The following is a 20390-nucleotide window of genomic DNA, read 5'->3' on the forward strand; positions in this document are numbered from 1 at the left end:
ACACATCCGGCTCAACCCCGCAGGGCCCCCGCGGCGTCCTTCCCCTCACGTGCCCGGCGCCGGGCCGGCCGTCGTACGGGGGACTGGTCCGCGGACCGTGCCGACGCGCTCCGGGTCCGCTACGGGCCGCTCCGGGTCCGCTCCGGGTCCGCTCCGGGTCCGCTACGAGTCCGCCCGGCCGGTGACCGCCACCGCGACGCCGAGGCCGATCATCGCCAGGCCGCCGGTGCCGCCGATCGCGGCCATCCGGCGCGGCGAGCGCGCGAACCAGGTGCGGGCCGCCGACGCGGTCACCGCCCAGATGCTGTCGCAGATCAGCGCGAGCACCATGAAGACCAGGGCGAGCAGCAGCATCTGCTCGTGGACGCGGCCGGCGCCGCGGTCGACGAACTGCGGCAGCACGGCGGCGAAGAAGACCATCGTCTTGGGGTTGGTCACGCCGACGACGAAGCCCTCGCGCAGCGTGCGCAGGTCGCTCCCACGCGGCCCGCGCCTGCGCGGGCCGTCCGCCGCGTCCGCGCCGCCCGCCGCCTCGGGGCCGGCGCCGCCCGCCGCTTCCCCCGTGCCCGCGCCGCCCTCCTGCGCGGCCGTGAGCACCACCCTGCGGTGGCGCCACGCCTTGACGCCGAGGAAGACGAGATACACCGCGCCCGCCAGCTTCAGCGCGGTGAACACCACGACCGAGAGGGCGACGGCCTCGCCCAGGCCCACCGAGACGAGCGTGGCCAGGACGTACGCGCCGATCGCGTTGCCGACGACGCTGCCCAGCGCCGTGCGGCGGCCGTGCGCCAGGGCCCGGCCCAGCACGAACAGCACGCTGGGGCCGGGGATCAGTACGAGGACGAGTGATATCGCCGCGAAGCCCGCGAGTCTGTCCACCGACACGTCCGCTCCCTCTTCCGCCTCTCGCCGCCGCTTCCGCCCGTCCCGGAGCGTTCGCGCGGTCCCGGACGACAGACCCTAAGTCCCACCGGGCCCCGCTCGCACGCCGTTTGCGGCGCCCCGGCCCCGCCGCCGCGGCCCGCGGACGACGCCGGACCGCCCGGGTCACTCCGTCACGGGCAGGCACTCGGCGAGCAGGCCGACGACGTCCCGCCAGGCCCGCCGCGCGTGCCGCGGGTGGTAGCCGACGCCGGGGACCACGGGGTGGCCGACCGGCGGGTGGTGGAAGGCGTGCAAGGCGCCGCCGTAGACCGTGAGGCGCCAGTCGACGCCCGCGGCCTGCATCTCGGCGGTGAACGCGTCCCGTTGCGCGGGCGCCATGATCGGGTCCTGCGAGCCGACCCCGGCCCACACCGGGCAGCGGATGCGCGCGGCCTCGCCCGGCCGGCCCGTGGTCAGTGCGTTGACGGTCGCGATCGCGCGCAGGTCGACGCCGTCGCGTCCGAGCTCCAGCGCCACGGCGCCGCCGGTGCCGTAGCCGACGGCGGCGATCCGGTCGGGGTCGGTCCGCGGCTCGGCGCGGAGCACGTCGAGCGCCGCGTGGCCGATGTCCCGCATCCGCTCGGGGTCGGCGACCGCCGGGCCCCGTCGGTCCGCTGTTCCGCTGCCGGCGGACGGCGGGTCTGCGAGGCGTCCCGAACCCTCCCGTCGCCGTGGCCCACGGCGCGGATGGGACGCCCGGCGCTCACAGCAGGGAGCGGAGGCGGGCGACCAGCGCGTCCCGGACCGCCTTCTCGACGGCCGAGTCGATCTGCGAGGTCAGGTCGTGGCTGTCGTCGAGGTGGGAGAGCAGGGTGCGCAGGTCGAGGCCGCGGACGGTGCGGCGCAGGATGTCGTCCGTGGTGAGGGAGCTGTCGATGAGGGAGCCGGGGATCAGGCGGATCGCAGCCTTGAGGAAGCCGTTGAGGTGCGAGTCGTCCACCGCTTCGTCGGTGAGCTGCGAGGGGCGGGGCAGCCGGCCCTCGGCCTTCAGCCGGTCGACGGCGCCGAGCAGCCCGGCCCGCAGCGCGTCGATCTGCGCGTCCGTGCGGGCGCCGGGCCCGGCCAGCTCCAGGGTGAGGGCCTCGCGGGAGGTGCCGAGCCGGCAGGCCGCGTCGTCCAGGCCGATCAGGACGAGCTGCTCGACCAGGGCGTCGATGCCGGTCGAGACCGAGGCGACCGGCCGCCTGACGCACGGGTCGGCCGGGCGCAGCGGACTGTAGTGCCCGCCGCCGAAGGCCAGTTGGACGCCCAGCAGACCGCCCGCCAGCGCCGCGGCCAGCGCGGGGAGCGCCGCGGCGCGCAGCCGGCCCGCCCGGTTCACCGCTCGCCCCGCCGGGGCGCCGGGACCAGGGTCAGCAGCGCGGCCAGGGCGAGCGCGGCGCCGATCAGGAAGGCGTCGCGGAAGGCGTGGGTGGCGGCGCGTTCGAGCTGCGCATCCAGGTCGCGTTCGAGCCGCGCGGCCGCCGGCTTCTCCGCGGCGGGCAGCGTCAACTGCGCGAACGCCGGGTGCAGATCGGGCACCCGGCCGCCCTCCTGCCTGAGCTGGCGGACCAGGCCGCGGGCGAGGGAGACCTTGTCCTGGGCGCGCAGCGGGGCGTCCAGGACGAGCGCGGTGACGGCGTCCTGCGCGGGCGCCTGCGCGTCGCGCAGGTCCGCGGCGAACACCGGTGTGAGCAGCGCGAGTCCGAGCACCACCCCGGCGTGCCGGGCCGCGATGGTCCAGCCGCCGTGCAGCGCCTGCGGCGTGCGGTCGCGCATCGCCTGGACGGTCAGCCGGTCCAGCGTCAGCCCGAGCCCCAGCCCGACGAGCGCCTGGGGCCCGACCGTCCAGCCGAGCCGGGCCGACGGCAGCAGCGCCAGCGCGGCCAGGCCGCCCGCGATGAGCAGGCAGCCCGCCGCCGTCTCCGCGTCCGGCCCCGAGCGCAGCACCCGCGCCAGGGGCCGGGCGAGCAGCGCCGCGAGCGGGATCACCGAGACCGTCACGGCGGCCACGGCCGGCGACCGCCGCCAGCCGTCGACCAGCAGCAGCACGAACAGGAACAGCGCGGCGGTCAGCGCCGCCGACAGCAGCGCCAGCGCGATGTTCGGCCTGATCCGCACGCTGTGCCGCGGGGCGTCCTCGACGCTTCGCCGCCCCTTCCCGCGGCGTCTCGCGAGCGCGGTCGGGACGGCCAGCGCGGCGATCGGCACCTGGACGACGAAGATCGACCGCCAGGAGAACGCGTCGGTCAGCAGCCCGCCGGCCACCGGCCCCACGGCGGTCCCGAACACCCCGGCGGCGATCCACCAGGCCGTCCCGCGCCGCTCGTCCAGCTCGTCGACCAGGAGTCGCAGGCTGCCGACGACCGCGAAGGCGCCGCCCGCGGCCTGCACGCACCGCGCGGCGATCAGCACCCCCAGCGAACCGGCCACCGCGCACAGCGCCGAGGCCCCGGCGAACACCGCGATGCCCGCCGCGGCCAGCACCGCCGGATCACGCCGCCGGCACGACCGCGCGGCCGGACCGGCCGCCACCGCGAGCACGAGGTTGAACGCGATCAGCACCCAGGCGACCTGGCCCACCGTGCCGTTCAGCCGCTGCAGGATCTCCGGCAGCGCGAGGGTGACCACCGCGGAGTCGGCCAGCACGCACCCCACGGTCAGCGCGAGCAGCGACGCTGCCGGCCGCGGCATCTAGCTGCCGCCGATTCGATCACGCGTCCTGCGGGCCATGCCCGCAGAGCCTACGGCAGCAGGCCCGCGCGGCGCGCCGCGACCACCGCTTCCAGCCGGGTGTGCGCCCCCAACTTCCGCATCGCGGAGCGCAGATAGCTCTTGACCGTCTCCGGCCGTAGCCGCAGCCGCTCCGCGGCCACCGCGTTGGTCGCGCCCGACGCCACCGAGGCGAGCACGTCCAGCTCGCGCGGCGTCAGCTGCGGCGGCGCGGCCGGCGGCGGCGCGGTCGGCGCGGCCCCGGTGGAGGCGCCGGCCAGCCGCGCGCACGCGCTGAGCAGCTCCTGCCGCAGGTGCATGTCCGGGATGCGGCCGGCCAGCGCCCGCAGCTCCGCGTGCGCCTCCCTGACCTCCTCCCACGCCCGCGGGTCGGAGGTGGCCGGCGGCTGCGCGTACGACAGCAGCCGGTGCGCCTCGTCCCGTATCGCCAGCGCCTGTTCCAGCTCGCGCGCCGCGTCCAGGGCCATCGCCATCGGCCGGTCGCCGAGCGCGTACGGCTGGCGCAGCGCGCCGTACAGCACCCCGCGCACCCGCCGGTGCACCACGATCGGCACCGCGAGCACCGACCGCAGCCCCTCGGCGGCGACCGCCGCGTCGTACTCGTGACTGATCACCCGTGAGGTGCGGTAGTCGGTCACGGTGTACGGGCGGCCCATCGCCAGCGACTTGCCGCCCAGGCCGTTGCCGGTGGTGATGGCGAGGCCGCGCAGCGAGTCCGTGCTCGCGCCGGACAGCTCGGTGATCCGGAAGTGCCGCGCGCCGTGGCCCGCTTGCTGGCCGGCGCTGGGCACCAGGCCGCCGAACGCCACCGGCAGCAGCCCCGACCTGCGCATTCTCAGCAGCGCCGCCCGCACCTCGACCGCTTCTCCGCGCCCGCCGTCCATCGCGACCACTCCAGCCCGTCTCAAGCGGTCCGCCCACCCCCTTCCGGGGGTGGTGAGATCCGCGTCACCCGCAGCACGATGCTACTCAGGAGTCCTCACCCAGGAGTCCGTTACGAGGAGGACACATGGCGGCATCCGAAGCGACCGGGGCCTTCCGAGCCGCCAGAGACCTCCTGCTCGGCTTCCGCGAGGACTACGCAGCCGCCCGCTCCGCCTTCCGCTGGCCGCGCCCCGAGCACTTCAACTGGGCCCTCGACTGGTTCGACGTGATCGCCGCCGACCCCGTGACCGGACCGCGGACCGCGCTGTGGATCACCGAGGAGGACGGCGGCGAGACGCGGATCTCCTTCCGGGAGATGGCCGAGCGCAGCTCCCGCGTCGCCGGCTGGCTGCGCGCCCGGGGCGTGCGCGCCGGCGACCGGGTGCTCGTCATGCTCGGCAACCAGCCCGAGCAGTGGGAGACCGCGCTGGCCGCGATGAAGCTGCGCGCGGTGGTCATCCCCGCCACGCCGCTGCTCGGGCCCGCCGACCTGCGCGACCGCATCGACCGCGGCCGGGCCCGGCACGCGGTCGTCCGCGCCGCCGACACCGCGAAGTTCGCCGAGGTCCCCGGCGACTACACGCGCATCGCGGTCGGCGCCGCGCCCGCCGCGGACGGCGGCGCCGGCGCGGTGGGGGACACCGCGGACGGCTGGCTGCGCTACGAGGACGCGTACGCCGCGCCCGCCGACTTCGCCCCCGACGGCAGCACTCGTTCGAGTGATCCTCTGATGCTGTACTTCACCTCCGGCACCACCGCCCGGCCCAAACTCGTCGAGCACACCCACCTGTCGTACCCGGTGGGCCACCTCGCCACCATGTACTGGATCGGGCTGCGCCCCGGCGACGTGCACCTCAACATCTCCTCGCCCGGCTGGGCCAAGCACGCCTGGTCCAGCCTGTTCGCGCCGTGGAACGCCGAGGCGACGGTCTTCGTCCACAACTACACCCGCTTCGACGCCGGCCGGCTGATGGCGGCGATGGACCGCGCGGGCGTCACCAGCTTCTGCGCGCCGCCGACGGTCTGGCGGATGCTGATCCAGGCCGACCTCAGCGGCCTGCGCACCCCGCCGCGCGAGGCGGTCGCGGCCGGCGAGCCGCTCAACCCCGAGGTCATCGAGCACGTCGAACGCGCCTGGGGGGTACGGATCAGGGACGGCTTCGGCCAGACCGAGACCGCGGTGCAGGTCGCCAACACCCCCGGCCAGCAGGTCAGACCCGGCTCCATGGGCCGCCCCACACCCGGCTACGAGGTGGTGCTGGTCGACCCCGCCACCGGACGCCCGGCCGACGAGGGCGAGATCTGCCTCGACCTCACCGAGCGCCCGGTCGGCCTGATGACCGGATACGCCGGCGACCCGGAGCGCACCGCCGAGGCGATGAGCGGCGGTTACTACCACACCGGGGACATCGGCCGCCGCGACGCCGACGGCTGGATCACCTACGTCGGCCGCTCCGACGACGTCTTCAAGTCCTCGGACTACAAGATCTCCCCGTTCGAGCTGGAGAGCGCGCTGCTGGAGCACGAGGCGGTCGCCGAGGCGGCCGTGGTGCCCGCCCCCGACGACCTGCGGCTGTCGGTGCCCAAGGCGTACGTGGTGCTCGCCGGCGGCTGGCCGGCCGACGGGCAGACCGCGAAGGCGATCTTCGCGCACTCGCGCGCGGTGCTCGCCCCCTACAAGCGCATCAGGCGGCTGGAGTTCGCCGACCTGCCCAAGACCGTCTCCGGCAAGATCCGCCGGATCGAACTGCGCGAGGCGACCATGCACGACGGCAGCAGGGAGTACCACGAGGAGGACTACAGGTGAGCCGACCCTCGTACGCGCACGGCACCGGCGGCGCCCCGCTGCTCGGGGACACCATAGGCCGCAACCTCGACCGGGCGGTGGCCGCCCACCCCGACCGCGACGCGCTGGTCGACGTGCCCAGCGGACGGCGCTGGACCTACGCCGAGTTCGGCCGGGCCGTCGACGACGTCGCCAGGGGCCTGGCCGCCCACGGCGTCGCCAAGGGCGACCGGGTCGGCATATGGGCGGTCAACTGCCCCGAGTGGGTGTTCGTCCAGTACGCCACCGCCCGGCTCGGCGCGATCATGGTGAACATCAACCCCGCCTACCGCGTGCACGAGTTGGAGTACGTGCTCAGACAGTCGGCGGTCGCGGTGCTGATCGCCTCCACCGAGCACCACGGCAGCGACTACCGCGCGATGGCCGCGCAAGTGCGGGACGCCTGCCCGGAGTTGCGCGAGGTGATCCACATTGGCGAGCCGGCCTGGGACGAACTGACCACGGCCGGCGCCGACCTGGACCCGGGCTTCCTGGCCGCCGCCGAGGCGCGGCTCAGCTGCGACGAGCCGGTCAACATCCAGTACACCTCGGGCACCACCGGCTTCCCCAAGGGCGCCACCCTCTCCCACCACAACATCCTCAACAACGGCTACTTCGTGGGCGGCACCATCGGCTACACCGAGCAGGACCGGGTGTGCCTGCCGGTGCCCTTCTACCACTGCTTCGGCATGGTGATGGGCAACCTCGGCGTGACCTCGCACGGCGCCTGCATCGTGATCCCCGCGCCGTCCTTCGACCCGGCGGCGACGCTGCGCGCGGTCCAGCAGGAGCGCTGCACCTCGCTGTACGGGGTGCCGACGATGTTCATCGCCGAGCTGGGCCTGCCCGACTTCGACTCCTACGACCTGTCCAGCCTGCGCACCGGCATCATGGCCGGCTCGCCGTGCCCGGTCGAGGTGATGAAACGGGTGATGGCCGAGATGCACATGGCCGAGGTGTCCATCTGCTACGGCATGACCGAGACCTCGCCGGTGTCCACCCAGACCCGCCGCGACGACGACCTGGAGCACCGCACCGGGACCGTCGGACGGGCGCTGCCGCACATCGAGGTGAAGGTGGTGGACCCTACCAGCGGCGTCACCGTGGAGCGCGGTACCCCGGGTGAGCTGTGCACCCGCGGGTACTCGGTGATGCTGGGCTACTGGAACGAGCCCGAGCGCACAGCCGAGGCGGTCGACGCGGCCCGCTGGATGCACACCGGCGACCTCGCGGTGATGCACGACGACGGCTACCTCGCGGTGGTCGGCCGGATCAAGGACGTGGTGATCCGCGGCGGCGAGAACGTCTACCCGCGCGAGGTCGAGGAGTTCCTCTACACCCACCCCAAGATCTCCGACGTGCAGGTGGTCGGGGTGCCCGATGAGCGCTACGGCGAGGAGGTGCTGGCCTGTGTGATCCCGCGCGACCCCGACGACCCGCCCACGCTCGCCGAGATCGCCGACTTCTGCCGCGGCCGGATCGCCCACTACAAGGTCCCGCGCCACCTGCGCGTCCTCGACGCCTTCCCGATGACGGTCAGCGGCAAGGTCCGCAAGGTGGAGCTGCGGGAGGGCTTCAGCGCAGCGGGATGACCGCGGTCGGGGCGTGGCCGGGCTCGGTGGCCGTCTCCTCGTACTCGGTGACGTCGGAGATGTCGGCCGTGGTCGACATCGCGATGTCGGTGATCCGCTCCAGGATCGCCTCCACCACCACCGGCACCCGGTGCTCGGCGGCCAGGTCGCGGGCCCGCGCGAAGGCGGCGCCCAGCTCGGCCGGGTCGGTGACCCGGATCGCCTTGCAGCCCAGCCCCTCGGCCACCTTCACGTGGTCGACGCCGTAGCCGCCCAGCTCGGGCGAGTTGACGTTCTCGAACTCCAGGTTGACCTGGAAGTCGATGCCCAGACCGGTCTGCGCCTGCCGGATCAGCCCCAGATAGCTGTTGTTGACGACCACGTGCACGTACGGGACGCGGTGCTGCGCGCCGACCGCCAGCTCCTCGATCATGAACTGGAAGTCGTAGTCTCCGGACAGCGCCACCACCTCGGCGCCGGGGTCGGCGGTCGCCACGCCGAGCGCGGCCGGGATCGTCCAGCCGAGCGGCCCGGCCTGCCCGCAGTTGATCCAGTGCCGCGGCCGGTGGACGTGCAGCAGCTGGGCGCCGGCGATCTGCGACAGGCCGATGGTGGTGACGTAGCGGGTGTCGCGGCCGAAGGCGCGGTTCATCTCCTCGTACACCCGCTGCGGCTTCATCGGGATGTCGTCGAAGTGCGTGCGCCGCTGCAGTGAACCCTTGCGCGCCAGGTGGGAGGCGATCCACTCGGAGCGGTCGGGCAGGGCGCCGGCCGCCTTCAGCTCCTTGGCGACCTCCACGAAGAGGGCGAGCGCGGCGCGGGCGTCCGAGGCTATCCCGTAGTCGGGCGGGAAGATCCGGCCGATCTGGGTGGGCTCGACGTCCACGTGCACGAAGGTGCGGCCGGCCCGGTAGACGTCCAGCCGGTAGCCGGTGTGCCGGTTGGCCCAGCGGTTGCCGATGCCGAGCACGCAGTCCGAGGCGAGGAAGGTCGCGTTGCCGTAGCGGTGCGAGGTCTGCAGGCCGACCATGCCGGCGTTCAGCTCGTGGTCGTCGGGGATCGCGCCCCAGCCCATCAGCGTCGGCACCACCGGGGTGCCGGTCAGCTCGGCGAACTCCACCAGCAGGTCGCACGCGTCGGCGCCGATCACCCCGCCGCCGGCCACGATCAGCGGGCGCTCCGACGCCAGCAGGTACGACATCGCCTTCTCGATCTGCGCGCGCGAGGCGGTCGGCCGGTAGACCGGCAGCGGGCGGTACGTCTGCGGGTCGAAGTCGATCTCGGTCTGCTGCACGTCGACCGGCAGGTCGATCAGCACCGGTCCCGGGCGGCCCGAGCGCATCAGGTGGAACGCCTGCTGGAAGACGCCCGGCACCTGTGCGGCCTCCCGCACGGTGGTCGCCTTCTTGCAGACCGGCGCGGCGATCGCCGCGATGTCGACGGCCTGGAAGTCCTCCTTGTGCAGCATCGCCGTGGGCGCCTGGCCGGTGATGCACAGGATCGGCACCGAGTCGCCGGACGCGGAGTACAGGCCGGTGATCATGTCGGTGCCGGCCGGGCCCGACGTGCCGACGCACACGCCGATGTTGCCGGCCCGGGCGCGGGTGTAGCCCTCGGCCATGTGCGAGGCGCCCTCGACGTGCCGGGCGAGCGTGTGCCGGATGCCGCCGGCCGCTTCCAGCGCGGCGTAGAAGGGGTTGATCGCGGCGCCGGGCACGCCGAACGCGGCGTCCACGCCTTCCAGTCGGAGGATCTCCACGGCCGCGCGGGCGGCGGTCATACGGGGCATGAGGACTCCCGGCTCGGCTTCAATTCCGCAATACGGAAACTGACTTCTGTTGTACGGAATGAACGTAAGCGGGGGTGAGAGGGGAGTCAAGGGTGCGGGGGTGCGGGGGGAGCCGGTGCGGTGGCGGTAGCGGTGGCCGCGGGGACCCGGGAGCGCGGACCGGGCCGGGAGCGCGGACCGGGCCGGGAGCCGACGACGCGCGGACGCCCGGCGCGCGGTGGCCGCGGCCGGGCGTCGTCGGGGCGTGCGCGGGTGTCCGCGGGGGCGGGCGGAGGGTGTGTCGCGGGGGCGTGTGCGGGTGGGTGCCTCGCGGAGACGGGCTCGGGGAGGGGCCTCCCGGGGCGCGCGGGGCCTCCCGGGGCGTCTCGGGGCGGCGCGGGCCGGGCGGGTCGGGCGGGGCGGTCAGGCCGGGCCGCGCCTGATCAGCTCGTCGGCGGCGTCGTTGACCGGCTGCGGCGTGCCGGTGAGGTCCATCACGAACAGCGGCACGCCCAACTGGTCGGCGCGCATCCGGGCGTCGTGCGCGTAGCCGGCCAGCGAGAAGAACGCGCCCACCGCGTCCTCGTGCGCGCAGTTCAGCCAGAGGCACTCCACCTCGCGCAGCGGCGTCGGCAGCGTGGCCGGGTCGACCTGCGCCACCAGGCCGTCCCCGCGCAGGTCGATGCCGTTGGCGGTGCGGTCGCCGGCCAGCCGCACCTCGGCGAAGCCGAGCCACTTCAGGTACTGCGCGGCCGCGGTCAGCGCGTCGCGCGCGGTGCGGATCGTCACCGGGTGGAACGGCGGTCGCGGGGTCGGCGGCGGGGGCGCCTGCCCGGCCGGCTCGGGCGCGGCGGAGCGGCCCGCGGTGTACGCGGCGGGCGCGCCGGGCACGACGGGCCCGGCCGGGGTGACGGCCGCGGTGGGCGGGGACGCGGCGGTGGGGGCCGCGGGCGCCGCGGGCGCCGCGGAGGCCGTGGCCGACGCGGGGGCGCTCGGGTCCGCCGGGCGTGAGGCCGCGTCGCCCGCCGGTTCCGCGGTCCCCTCACCGGACCCGGCGCTCTCGTCCGCACCCGCCACGGGCAGCCGGACCAGCGCGCCGCACGCGCAGTCGAACTCCGGCTGCGGCCACTGGTCGGTGCGCCCGCAGTCCGGGCAGCGAAGGCGTACCCACGAGTCCTCCCACGAGCGGTGCCGCACCAGCACCGGTGCGGCGCCGCGCCGGATCGGCGGCGCCAGCGGCGTACCGCACGCGCAGGGGAACGTCGGCGCGCTGTAGCCGTGCTCGCGTCCGCAGGCCGGACAGCTCACGTGCACGCTCTCAGCCATGGCTCGAACTCCCCCGTCGGCCGCGGCTGGTCGGGCCGCGGGTGGTCGTCCGTCCATAGTGCAGGAAGTCCGCGCCGCCGGGGCCGTACCCGAACAGTCCGTGACGAAACGTCCGTGTCCTCCCGTCCGGCCGGGCCGTCCGCGCCGCGCTGACCACCGCTCACCTGCCGCCGCCGCGGGGGCCGTTGGCGCCGCCCGGCGGTGCGCTGGGCGCGACGTGGTGTCACGCACCGCCGGACGGGTTCAGGGGGCCGCGGAGCGGGCCGGTTCAGCCGGCGACGGGCAGCCCGGACAGCCGCTCGACGCCGCGCAGCAGCGCCGAGTGGTCCAGACCGCCGTCGCCCTGCGCGCGCAGCGCGGCGACCAGGCTCGCCACCAGCGAGCCGACCGGCAGCGCGGCGCCGACCGCGCGGGCCGCGTCGGTCACGATGCCCATGTCCTTGTGGTGCAGGTCGATCCGGAAGCCCGGGGCGAAGGAGCGGTCCAGGAAGTTGTCCTTCTTGCGGGCCAGCACGGTCGAGCCGGCCAGTCCGCCGCCGAGGACCTCCAGCGCGGCGCGCAGGTCCACGCCGGACTTCTCCAGGAAGACCACCGCCTCCGCGCACGCCTGGATGTTCACCGCGACGATCAGCTGGTTGGCGGCCTTCACGGTCTGGCCCGCGCCGTGCGGACCGCAGTGCACCACGGTGCTGCCGAGCGCGCCGAGCAGCGGTCGCGCCTCCTCGAAGTCGGCCCGCTCCCCGCCGACCATGATGGACAGCACCGCCTCCACCGCGCCGGCCTCGCCGCCCGAGACCGGCGCGTCCAGCACCCGGATGCCGCGCCGCTTCGCGGCCCGCGCCAGGTCGATCGAGGTCTGCGGGGTGATCGAGGAGGTGTCGATCAGCAGCGCGCCGCGCCGGGCGTGCGCGAGGACGCCGTCGTCGCCGTACGCGACCGCCTCCACCTGCGGTGAGGCGGGGACCATGGTGACGATCACATCGGCGTCCGCGACGGCCTCGGCGACGGAGGCGGCGGCGGTGCCGCCGCGGTCGGCCAGACGGCGCAGCTTCTCCGGCTCCAGCGTGAAGCCGGTGACGTCGTATCCGGCCCTGAGCAGGTTCTCGGACATGGGCGATCCCATGATCCCGAGCCCGATCCAGGCGACCTTGGGCAGTGCGGTGGTCATACGTCCGGCCTTTCGTACGGGGTGGGGTGGCGGGTGCGCGGCGTGCCGTCCCGGCAGGTGCGGCGGGGCCGTTGCGGCGGGTCCTTGCGACGGCGGCGTTGCGGCGGGCCTCGCGGCGGCGTTGCGGCGGGCCCTCGCGGCTGGGTTCGGCGCGGCCAGGGAGGCGCGGGCCAGGGGCGGCGGCGCCGAGGTCAGCGCAGCCAGTCGAAGGAGGCCGCCGAGCCCCGCGCGGAGGGCTTGTACTCCAGGCCGGTCCAGCCGCGGTAGCCGCGCGCGCGGAGCCGGCCGAGGAGGTCGGCCAGCGGGAGCGCCCCCGTGCCGGGCGCGCCGCGGCCCGGATCGTCGGCGATCTGCACGTGCGCGGTCAGCTCCGCGTACCGCTCGATCACCGCGGGCAGGTCCTCGCCGTTCATCGACAGGTGGTACAGGTCCAGCAGGAAGCGGGCGTTGTCGAGCCCGGAGGCGTCGTTGACCCGCCGGACCAGCTCCACCGCGGCGTCCGCGCTCACCAGCGGGCAGCGCGGCGACTCCCTGGCGTTGAGCGCCTCGACGAGCAGCACCGCGCCGGCGTCGTCGGCGGCACGCGCGGCCAGCACCAGATTCTCCAGCGCCAGGGCGTCCTGCTCGGCCGGGTCGACGCCGTCCACGCGGTTGCCGTAGAGGGCGTTGAGCGCGGTGCAGCCGACGGACGCGGCGAGGGCGGCGGCCACCTCGACGTTGGCCCGGAAGCGGTCGGACTCGCGGCCGGGGACCGACAGCGCGCCGCGGTCCGGCCCCGGCAGCCGCCCGGCGTAGAAGTTGAGGCCCACCAGCCGGGTGCCGGCCGACTCCAGCGCCGCGCGCAGGCCGTCGAGCGCCGAGCGCGGGGGAGTGGGGTCGTCCGGCCACGGCCACCACAGCTCGACCGCGTCGAAGCCGGCCGCGGCCGCGGCGGCGGGCCGCTCCAGCAACGGGAGTTCGGTGAACAGGATCGAGAGGTTCACGTCGAACCGCTCGGCGGCGAAACTCACGGGGATGCCTGCCTTCCGTATCGCGGAAGTTCACTTCTGATGTGCGGAACAGTCAAGCAGGCTTCCGTGTGCTGTCAAGGGCCCCACCTGGGCCGGGGACCGGGGTCGGCGCGCGCGGGGCCGGTCCGGGGAGAGGTGGTGGGCGCCCGTCGTGGCCGAAAGGTAGAGACCTCTGGAAGCAACCCCGGCGGGGAGATTTCTTGTCAGGTCGCACTGACTTAAAAGATCCCCGGTGATCCGCTTCCGGAAAAGCGGCATTCATGCTCCCGTAATACTGCGAAGAATGTCCGTTTGCTTACCCTTCGGGCTCGCCCGGCGGGACTGAAACCTGTTCCGCTTTCCTCTGGACAAGGTAAAGCTGCTGTCGTACTGTCGTTCGCGACTCGCCGATAGGTGTGGCCGGATCCGGCCACTCGCACCGCCCGGCTCACCACGGCCTGGCTGCGCCTGTCGCTCTGGTTCACGGGGACGGTGGAACATGAACGCACGGCTGACGCGCGCGCGGGCGCGGACGACTTGTGGCAGATGTCGTTGAATACCGCGCTGACCTCGGGCGAAGGTGCTGAGGGAAGCGAGCGGGGGACGTCAGGAACGGGCTCGGCGGCACGGTTCACCGTGCTGGGCATGCTGACCGTCGGCGACGGCACGGAGTCCGTCGCGCTGCAACCCTCCCGCCCCGCCGCACTTCTCGCGGCATTGCTGCTGCACGCGAATTCCGTGGTCTCCGCGGAATTCCTGCAACGCGTCATCTGGGGTGCCAGGCCGCCCGCCCAGGCGAAATCCGCTTTGCACAGTTGCGTACTCAGGCTGCGCCGGCTGTTCGGCAAATACGGCATCGCCCCCGATGCCATCCAGGCTGTTCCCGGCGGTTACCGCCTGATCGCGGACGCGGCGACCCTCGACCTGGTCGAGTTCCGCGGGCTGCTGGACCGGGCGTATTCCAGCCGGGACCCGGAGAACGAATTAGAGCTGCTGCGCGCGGCGCTGGCTCTGTGGCAGCCGCCGCTGATGGCCAATGTGCACTCCGAACTCCTGCACCGCGACGAGGTGCCGCGGCTGCGCGAGGAATGGCTGCGGGCCATCGAGCGCGTCTTCGAGCTGGAGCTGGCGCGCGGCCGGCACCGCGAGGCGCTCGCCGAGATCGGCGCGGCGGCCCGGCAGTACCCGCTGCACGAACGCTTCACCGAGCAGCTCATGGAGGCGCTGCGCCGCACCGGCCGCCGCGCGGAGGCGCTCGCGGAGTACCGCAGGACCAAGCGCCGCCTCGCCGAACAACTCGGCGTGGACCCCGGCCCCCAGCTCCAGCGCCTCGAACTCGACATCCTCAGAGGCGATCCCGCCCCCCCGCTCCCCTCCGCACCCTCCGCCCCCGCCGCGCCCGCGCTCCCCTCCGCCCCCGCCGCGATCCCGGCGACCGCCGGCCCCAGCCGCTCCCCGCCGGGACGCTGCCGCCGGGTCCGGTCGCCGACGCGCCCGGCCTCGGGGCGGCCGACGCGGGCGCTGTGCGCGGCGGTTCGGGGGCCGGGCCGGTCAACGCCGCCGCTGCGGCGGGTGGTGACGGCCACGCCGCCGCGGAGTCCGGTGCGGCGCTCGGCGGTTCGGGTCCGGCCGCCGACACCGGTACGGCTCCGGCGGGTCCCGACGTCGGTCCGGCCGGCCCGGGAACGCCGCCGCCGGGCTACGGCGCTGCCGCGCCCGGCCACGGGTACGCCGCGCGGCAGGCGGACGGCGCGGCGGCGGGATTCCCGGCCGCGCCCGCGGGGCGGGGCGGATCGCCGTACGGCTCCGGTGCGCCGGCGCCGGCGCCCGCGGACGGTACGGGGCCCGGCCCGGCGTCCGGCGACGCGTCCGCGGCGAGTGCGGTGAGCGCGGTGGGCGCGGGAAGCGCTGGCGCGGCGGGTTCGGCGCGCGTCGCCGGCGACGCCCACACCTCGCGCGACGCCCACGGCGTTCGGGAGGACCCGGCGCCCGGCGTCCCCTCCGGCCCGGCGTCCGAGCCTGCCGCGCCGTTCGCGCGCGGCACCGCCCCGGACGCGCAGGACGCCGCGTTCCGGGCCCGGCCGCCGCAGACCGCGGGCGGCGCTTCCGTCCCGCCGCGCGGAGCCGGCGACGGCCCGGCGCCCGTGGCCGGACCCGAGGCCCGGGCCGGCGCCGGAACCGTTTCCGCTGCCGAGCCCGTACCCGGCGCCGCCGCCGGCCCTCCGGCGGACGCCGCCGGTGGCCACCCCGTCGAGCAGGGCGGCAGCGACGTCGCCGAGCCCGGCGCCCCGACGTACGGACCGGGCGCGGCCCAGGCTTCCGCCCCCGGCGGTCACCCCGCCGGGCCGGGCGCCGGCTCCGACGCCGCCCCCGGCGCGGCGGCCGCCCACGGGCAGGGCGCCGAGGCCGCGTCTGTCGCGGAACCGGGCGTCCCCGGGAGCGACGGGGTGCTGACCGGCGAACGCGTGCTGGACGGGCTGGTCGGCGCCGGGCTGCTGCAGGAGGGCCCCCGCGGCCACTACCGGATGCACGAACTGCTCAGGACCTTCACCCGCGCGGCCGCCGAGGACGGCGTCGGCGCCCGCGCCCGGTCGGCCCGGCGCACCCCCCACACCCCCCGGCCCGGCGCCGCGGCAGACCTGCACCCCACGGAGGCGTGACTGACATGGTGGCACCGCAGCAGACGCGCGAGTCGCGCGCGACGCAGCACCCGCACGGCACGGACGGCGCCGCCGCCCCCGGCGGCCCGAACGGCACGCCCGGCACGGACGCCGCGCTCGCCGCGTACGAGGCGATCGCCGGGACCCGCCCGCGCATCCGCCGGGACGTGCTCTACACCCAGACCCCGGGCGGCGTGCACTTCCACAACGCCCGCGGCGGCTTCAGCGTCGTGATGCCCTCGGCGTACCGCTTCGCCTCGATCATCGTGCCGCACCTGACGGGCGCCAACACCGTCGCCGCGCTCTGCGCCGGCCTCGGTGACAAGCAGCGCGACATGATCACCCAGCTCGTGGGCACGCTCTACGCGCGTGGCTTCGCCCGGGACGCCGAGCCGCCGGCCGCCGACGCGCCCGCGCCGGAACCCGCCGTCGCCGAGCGCTTCGCCCCGCAGATCGACTACGTCGACCACTACGCCGACGACGCCGCCGCGCGGTTCCTGCGCTTCCGCACCGCGCGCGTCGCGGTGCTCGGCGAGGACCAGGTCGCGCGCTGGGCCGCGCTGTCGCTGATCCGCAACGGCTGCGCGACCGTCGCCGTGCCGGCCGGTCTCGACGCGGTGGGCGACGACGTCGCCGACGTCCGCGCGGAGGCCGCCGAACTGGTCGGCCAGGGCTGCCCGGTGGACCTGCGCACCCTCGAACGCGGCGGCGCCGCAGCGGAGTTCCTCTGGTCCTGGGCCGACCTGGGCGACTACGACATCGTGCTCGTCACCGGCGAGGACGCCGCCCGCCAGGCCGCGGCCCTCGCCGACGTGCCGGCCGGGCGGATGCTGGTACCGGCCTGGGCGTACGGCGGGTCGACCGTGATCGGCCCGCTGCTGACCGACACCTCCACCGGCTGCCTGACCTGCGCGGTGCTGCGGCTCGAAGCCAACGGCGACCCCGCGGACGCCGCCGCCCTGTGGGCCGGACTCGCACCCGCCGCACCGCGCCGCGCCTCCGGACCCGCCCCCGCGCGCGGCCCGGTCGCCGCGATGATCGGCAACCTGCTCGGCTACGAGGTCTTCCGCCTCACCACGCAGGCGCTGGCCGCCGAGACCCGCGGCCGACTCGTCGTCCAGCACCTCGACTCGCTCGACACCGTGGCCGAGCCGCTGCTGCCGCACCCGGCCTGCCCGTCCTGCGCGACGCGCCGCCCGCCGGTCGACACCGTGCCGCACCTCGCCTCGCTGGCCGAGGAGACGGATCCCCGGACCGGAGGGACGGCCGCGGGGGCCGCCGCCCGGCCGGGGTCGGCCGTCGAGGACGCGCAGAGCGAGGACGCCGCGCAGGCCGCCCTCGCGGAGATCACCGACCGGGCGGTCCTGGTGCAGGAGACCGCCGGCGTCTTCCGGCGGTTCGACGACGAGACGTGGGCGCAGACCCCGCTGAAGGTCAGCGCGGTCGAACTGGGCGCCGGGCACGGCGGGCGCCGCACCGTCGCCGCGTTCGACGTCCACCACGTGGCGGGCGCCCGGCTGCGCGCGCTGCTGCGGGCCGCCGAGGTCTACGCCGAGCACGTCGTGCCGCTCCACGACCCGCTGACCGGGCCCGCGCTGGAGTCCGCCCGTGCCACGTGGGCCCCGGTGGACCCCGAAGGGCTCGCCGTCGCCTCCGGTCTGGGCCGGCGCGACATCGCCGCCTGGCACGCCGCGACCTCGCTGCTCGACGGCCGGACCGTGCTCGTTCCGGCCGCGGCGCTGCGCACCTTCGGCCCGTACAACGCCGACCGCGTCGCGGAGCCCACCGCGGCGGGCACCGGCGCGGGACGCACCCCGGCCGAGGCGACCGCGCGCGGCGTGCTCAGCGCGCTCGCCCACGCCACGCTGCGCGCGGCCCTGCACGGCAGGACGCCGGTCCGGGCCGTCGACCCGGCGGAGCTGGAAGCGGCCGGCGACGCCGAACTCACCTTCCTCGTACGGTCGGCGGCCAACCTCGGCACGCCGCTGGAGATCCTCGACCTGGGCGCGCCGCCCGCGCACCCGGCGCCGGTGGTGCTGGCCACGGCGGACGGGCGCTGGGCGGTCGCCGCGGGGCTGCGGCGCCGCGACGCGCTCCTGGAGGCGGTCCGCGACGTCCTCGGCGCGGCCCAACTCGCCCGCGAAGAGCGGCCGTCGTCGGCCGAAGCCGGCGCGGACCCCGCGCGCGCCGCGGCGGCCCCGCACGGCGACCCCGACACCGGCGATCCGCTGCTGCCCGACCTCGACCCCGCGGCCCTCACCGCCGAGGGCGCGGCCGCGCCCGACCTCGACGCGGGCACCGACTGGGCCGGCCTGGCCGCCGCCCTGCGCGCGGCCGGGCAGGACCTGTTCGCGGTGCCCGCCGCGAGCCCCGACCTCGCGGCCGGCACGCTGCACGCCACCCGCGTCCTGCTCGGCACGGCGGGACCGGCCGATGACCACTGACCTCAGACCCCGGCCCGGCGCCGCCCCGCCGGGCGCGGTCGCCGACACCGCGAGCGCCGCGCCGCCCGCCCCGCTCGCGGCCCTGTCCGCGGCGATCACCGCGGCCCTGTCCGCCCACCACGGCGCCCCGTCCGCCGTGCCCCTGGCCACCCCGGTATCGGCCCTCCCGCTGGGCCTGCGCGACGAGTTGAGCGTCGACCCGGACGAGCCGCCCGGCGGCGGCGCGTCCGCGTCCGGGGCCGGGGTGTACGTCTACGGGCACCACGCGCTGGTCGGGCCGTTCGGCGGGGCGGGCGGGGGCGCGGCGTGCGGACGGTGTCTGGTGCGGCGGTGGCAGGCCGTGCGGACGCGGGGGCTGCGCGACGCGCTGGAGACCGGGACCGCGACCCGGGCGGCCGGGACCGCGCCGTGGGCCGTGCCGTTCGTCGCGGACGCGCTCGCCGCGGTGCTCGCGGCCAGGCGCACCCCGCCCGGCGGCGGACGCTTCCCGTACGCCTACCTCGTGGACCTGGAGACGCTCGCCGTCACGCCGTTCCGCTACGTGCCCGACGCCGAGTGCCCGGTGTGCGGCGACCGGCCGGCCGACAGCGAGGTCGACGCCCGCCTGGACGTGCCGAGTTCGCCCAAGCGCGCGCCCGACGCCTTCCGGGTGCGGCCCGCCGACGCCTACGACGTGCCGCTCGACCCCTTCGTCAACCCGGCCGCCGGGATGCTCGGGCCCTCCGTGGTGCCCGACCTCGCCTCCGCGTCCACCTCCTCGGCGATCGGCTCGTTCCTGCTGCGCTCCGGCGACTACCTGCGCGAGTGCTTCTGGGGCGGGCACACCGCGCGTTACCGCTCCAGCGTCCGCGTCGGCCTGCTGGAGGGCCTGGAGCGCTTCGCCGGGATGCGTCCGCGCGGCCGCCGCACCGATCTCACCGCCGCCTACGACGAGTTGGCCGCCGAGTACGGGGACCAGGTGCTCGACCCGCGCATATGCGGCCTGTACTCCGAGGAGTTCCACCGCGCCGAGCCGGGCGTGCGGCCCTTCGACCCGGCCCGTCCCGTCCCGTGGGTACGCGGCTGGAGCCTGCGCGACCACAGGCCCGTCCTCGTCCCGGAGATCCTCGCGTACTACCACGCGCCGGGCGGCCTGACCAACCGCTTCGTGCAGGAGAGCAGCAACGGCTGCGCGTCCGGCGGCAGTCCGGCCGAAGCGGTCTACTTCGGGCTGATGGAGGTGATCGAGCGCGACGCCTTCCTGCTCGCCTGGTACGGCCGCGCGCCGCTCACCGAGATCGACCCGTCCGGCAGCCGCCGCCCCGAGACCCGCGCGATGATCGACCGGCTGGCGATGTACGGCTACCGGGCCCGCTTCTTCGACACCCGCGTCTCGTTCGCGGTGCCGGTGGTGACCGCCGTCGCCGAACGCGTCGACGGCGGCATGGGCCGGCTCTGCTTCGGCGCCGGCGCCGGGCTCGACCCGGAGGCCGCGCTCGCCGCCGGGCTGTGCGAGATCGCCACCGACGCGGTCAATCTGCGCCGCAGGACGCTGCGCGAGGAGCGCCGACTGCGCGCGATGGCCGCCGACTTCGGCAAGGTCCAGGTGCTGCACGACCACCCGCTGCTCTACGGGCTGCCGGAGATGGCCCGGTACGCGGACTTCCTGCTGCGCCGCGAGGCGACCCCCGTCACGCCGCTGCACGCGCTCGCCCGGGACACCGTGCCGCCCGCCCGGGACATGCGCGACGACGTCGAGCACGTGGTCGCCGAGGTGGCGCGCGCCGGCTTCGACGTGATCGCGGTCGACCAGACCATGCCGGAGCAGCGCGAACTCGGCTTCCATACCGCGGGGGTGATCGTGCCCGGGCTGCTGCCCATCGACTTCGGCTGGACCAGGCAGCGCGCCCGGCACATGCGCAGGACGCGCGCCGCCCTGCGCGACGCCGGCCTCGTGCCACGGGAGTTGGCCGCCGACGACCTCAACCCGGCTCCGCACCCGTTCCCCTGACCCGGACACGGCGCCCCGGCGCCACGACGCACCGCGCCCGTACGACGGGCACCACGTACGACGCACCACGCACGACGCACCGCGCACCA

The 20390-nt window shown here is 75.9% G+C and carries 14 protein-coding genes and 1 pseudogene; 6 read left to right on the forward strand and 9 right to left on the reverse strand.

All coding sequences use genetic code 11. The annotated features are described in order from the left end of the window. Window positions 1–162: 162 nt before the first annotated feature. From VSR01_RS31700 to VSR01_RS31720, 5 genes and pseudogenes are all read right to left on the reverse strand, one after another. Window positions 163–885, reverse strand: a complete 723-nt coding sequence (locus VSR01_RS31700; protein ID WP_326452441.1) for a LysE family translocator — start codon at window positions 883–885, stop codon at window positions 163–165. Window positions 886–1047: 162 nt separating this feature from the next. Further along, window positions 1048–1524 (reverse strand): annotated as a pseudogene (locus VSR01_RS31705) (dienelactone hydrolase family protein); the annotation flags it as partial. Window positions 1525–1627: 103 nt separating this feature from the next. After that, window positions 1628–2245 (reverse strand): hypothetical protein, encoded by a 618-nt coding sequence (locus tag VSR01_RS31710; RefSeq protein WP_326452442.1) that lies wholly within the window; start codon window positions 2243–2245, stop codon window positions 1628–1630. Continuing rightward, window positions 2242–3597 (reverse strand): MFS transporter, encoded by a 1356-nt coding sequence (locus VSR01_RS31715; protein WP_326452443.1) that lies wholly within the window; start codon window positions 3595–3597, stop codon window positions 2242–2244. Before VSR01_RS31715 ends, VSR01_RS31710 begins: the two co-directional genes overlap by 4 nt. Before the next feature lie 50 nt (window positions 3598–3647). Further along, window positions 3648–4520 carry a helix-turn-helix transcriptional regulator gene (locus VSR01_RS31720; RefSeq protein ID WP_326452444.1) on the reverse strand — a complete coding sequence of 291 codons (873 nt, stop codon included), beginning with the start codon at window positions 4518–4520 and terminating at the stop codon, window positions 3648–3650. A gap of 125 nt (window positions 4521–4645) precedes the next feature. Between VSR01_RS31720 and VSR01_RS31725 the strand changes: the two genes are divergently transcribed. Beyond that, the gene (locus tag VSR01_RS31725; protein ID WP_326452445.1) at window positions 4646–6367 is read left to right on the forward strand and encodes an AMP-binding protein; all 1722 of its coding nucleotides are present in this window, start codon (window positions 4646–4648) and stop codon (window positions 6365–6367) included. Beyond that, window positions 6364–7977 carry an AMP-binding protein gene (locus VSR01_RS31730; RefSeq protein WP_326452446.1) on the forward strand — a complete coding sequence of 538 codons (1614 nt, stop codon included), beginning with the start codon at window positions 6364–6366 and terminating at the stop codon, window positions 7975–7977. The genes VSR01_RS31725 and VSR01_RS31730 overlap by 4 nt, the downstream gene beginning before the upstream one ends. On the opposite strand, the gene gcl is transcribed toward VSR01_RS31730, so the two are convergent. From gcl to VSR01_RS31750, 4 genes are all read right to left on the reverse strand, one after another. Further along, complete coding sequence (gcl, locus tag VSR01_RS31735; RefSeq protein ID WP_326452447.1) at window positions 7961–9745, reverse strand: glyoxylate carboligase; 1785 nt, start codon at window positions 9743–9745, stop codon at window positions 7961–7963. The two genes, VSR01_RS31730 and gcl, sit on opposite strands and share 17 nt — an antisense overlap. A 402-nt stretch (window positions 9746–10147) precedes the next feature. Continuing rightward, window positions 10148–11050, reverse strand: a complete 903-nt coding sequence (locus tag VSR01_RS31740) for a hypothetical protein (protein WP_326452448.1) — start codon at window positions 11048–11050, stop codon at window positions 10148–10150. 268 nt (window positions 11051–11318) lie between these two features. After that, a complete protein-coding gene (locus VSR01_RS31745) occupies window positions 11319–12218 on the reverse strand; it encodes a 2-hydroxy-3-oxopropionate reductase (RefSeq protein ID WP_326452449.1) in 900 nt (299 codons plus the stop codon). A 191-nt stretch (window positions 12219–12409) separates the two neighbouring features. Then, a complete protein-coding gene (locus VSR01_RS31750) occupies window positions 12410–13228 on the reverse strand; it encodes a TIM barrel protein (RefSeq protein ID WP_326452450.1) in 819 nt (272 codons plus the stop codon). Between the two features lie 525 nt (window positions 13229–13753). Between VSR01_RS31750 and VSR01_RS31755 the strand changes: the two genes are divergently transcribed. The 4 genes from VSR01_RS31755 to VSR01_RS31770 are packed head-to-tail and all read left to right on the forward strand — an operon-like array spanning window position 13754 to window position 20301. Continuing rightward, window positions 13754–15094, forward strand: coding sequence for an AfsR/SARP family transcriptional regulator (locus tag VSR01_RS31755; RefSeq protein ID WP_326452451.1), 1341 nt, complete (start codon window positions 13754–13756; stop codon window positions 15092–15094). A gap of 5 nt (window positions 15095–15099) precedes the next feature. Further along, on the forward strand, window positions 15100–15867 hold the full coding sequence (locus tag VSR01_RS31760; RefSeq protein ID WP_326452452.1) for a hypothetical protein: 768 nt from the start codon (window positions 15100–15102) through the stop codon (window positions 15865–15867). 5 nt (window positions 15868–15872) lie between these two features. Then, window positions 15873–18311 carry a TOMM precursor leader peptide-binding protein gene (locus VSR01_RS31765; RefSeq protein ID WP_326453928.1) on the forward strand — a complete coding sequence of 813 codons (2439 nt, stop codon included), beginning with the start codon at window positions 15873–15875 and terminating at the stop codon, window positions 18309–18311. Next, the gene (locus VSR01_RS31770) at window positions 18301–20301 is read left to right on the forward strand and encodes a TOMM precursor leader peptide-binding protein (RefSeq protein ID WP_326452453.1); all 2001 of its coding nucleotides are present in this window, start codon (window positions 18301–18303) and stop codon (window positions 20299–20301) included. Before VSR01_RS31765 ends, VSR01_RS31770 begins: the two co-directional genes overlap by 11 nt. The last annotated feature ends 89 nt before the right edge of the window (window positions 20302–20390 follow it).

It is taken from the genome of Actinacidiphila sp. DG2A-62, assembly GCF_035825295.1.
Classification (GTDB): Bacteria; Actinomycetota; Actinomycetes; order Streptomycetales; family Streptomycetaceae; genus Actinacidiphila.

Bases quoted from the DNA above. Each gene is read 5' to 3' on its own strand.
- VSR01_RS31755 (WP_326452451.1), top strand. From the start codon at position 13,754: ATGTCGTTGAATACCGCGCTGACCTCGGGCGAAGGTGCTGAGGGAAGC.
- VSR01_RS31725 (WP_326452445.1), top strand. From the start codon at position 4,646: ATGGCGGCATCCGAAGCGACCGGGGCCTTCCGAGCCGCCAGAGACCTC.
- VSR01_RS31765 (WP_326453928.1), top strand. From the start codon at position 15,873: ATGGTGGCACCGCAGCAGACGCGCGAGTCGCGCGCGACGCAGCACCCG.
- VSR01_RS31745 (WP_326452449.1), bottom strand. From the start codon at position 12,218: ATGACCACCGCACTGCCCAAGGTCGCCTGGATCGGGCTCGGGATCATG.
- VSR01_RS31720 (WP_326452444.1), bottom strand. From the start codon at position 4,520: ATGGACGGCGGGCGCGGAGAAGCGGTCGAGGTGCGGGCGGCGCTGCTG.
- VSR01_RS31715 (WP_326452443.1), bottom strand. From the start codon at position 3,597: ATGCCGCGGCCGGCAGCGTCGCTGCTCGCGCTGACCGTGGGGTGCGTG.
- VSR01_RS31740 (WP_326452448.1), bottom strand. From the start codon at position 11,050: ATGGCTGAGAGCGTGCACGTGAGCTGTCCGGCCTGCGGACGCGAGCAC.
- gcl (WP_326452447.1), bottom strand. From the start codon at position 9,745: ATGCCCCGTATGACCGCCGCCCGCGCGGCCGTGGAGATCCTCCGACTG.
- VSR01_RS31770 (WP_326452453.1), top strand. From the start codon at position 18,301: ATGACCACTGACCTCAGACCCCGGCCCGGCGCCGCCCCGCCGGGCGCG.